General features: G+C 31.5%; 1 protein-coding gene. It reads right to left on the bottom strand.

The window, feature by feature from the left end; genetic code table 11:
* Positions 1-141 precede the first annotated feature (141 nt).
* The gene (locus ACFQ1R_RS12925; protein ID WP_379926672.1) at positions 142-876 is read right to left on the bottom strand and encodes a hypothetical protein; all 735 of its coding nucleotides are present in this window, start codon (positions 874-876) and stop codon (positions 142-144) included.
* Between the last annotated feature and the right edge of the window lie 80 nt (positions 877-956).

Genomic DNA, 956 nt, shown 5'->3' with positions numbered 1-956 from the left:
CAACGGTTACGTATAAGAATAGTGCGTAGTTTGAGTGCGAGGATTTTCCGTAGGAAAATCAGAAGCAAGCAAACAAGCACTAACTTTAGATTTAGAAATAAACTTACGCATTATTTTTATACAATGTTGTAGCCAGTTTTTTTAATTCCAAAACTTCCACCATTTTTTTGAAGTGTAACTCTTTTTTTCTTTATTCTTTTCAGTTGGTTCAGGAATCCAAAACTTGTAAACAGTTCCTAAAGCGATTCCGTTATCAGATATTGGATATTCGAGTCCAATTTTATTCATATAATCCACAACTTGCCAATCCTCGTTAGTAAATTCATCTTGTGGATAAGCCTTAAAAGGTTCTGCCTCTAAATCCCAACGAACATAATAATTGGCAATATCTTCCTTTTTTACATTAGGAACTAATTCCTCAACGATTTGTGGGTTTCCTTTTTGTTCATCAATTTCTGTTTCTGATAAATTATCATCCCAATAATCTGGAATTGGGTTAAATTGGTCAACTAACTCCCCTTTGTTGTAAAGAAAGTACAACCATAAATCTCCATCGTGGATGTGAAAAAAGAAAACAGGACAATTAAGTTTTTCAGATAAGTATTTTGATACATCCCCAAATTCATTAAATCCACTTGGATAAAAGACAGTTACATTGCCATTTTTTTCATTTAATACACAAAAGTTTGGGTTTTCATTTTCAAGACTTTTTTTCAATAAATCTCCGCCATTATTTTTGGCATATTCTTTTAAGTATTTTTCAACGTCCTCTTTTGATTTTCCGATTACTCCGGACATTGATAGAAAAAGTCCCATAGGCTTTGAATTATTTAATTTTATTGGTAAGTCGAAATTAGTTTTCGATTCAACATTCATTTTTGTTGTCAGTCCAAAGCTGATTATTAATCCAAATGTTGCTATTAGTAATTTCATTTCTCAAATTGGCTACAACGTTT

Origin of the sequence: Mariniflexile jejuense, from assembly GCF_042675665.1 — a bacterium.
Classification (GTDB): domain Bacteria; phylum Bacteroidota; class Bacteroidia; order Flavobacteriales; family Flavobacteriaceae; genus Mariniflexile; species Mariniflexile jejuense.
This window is presented reverse-complemented; position numbering and strand designations above follow the sequence as displayed.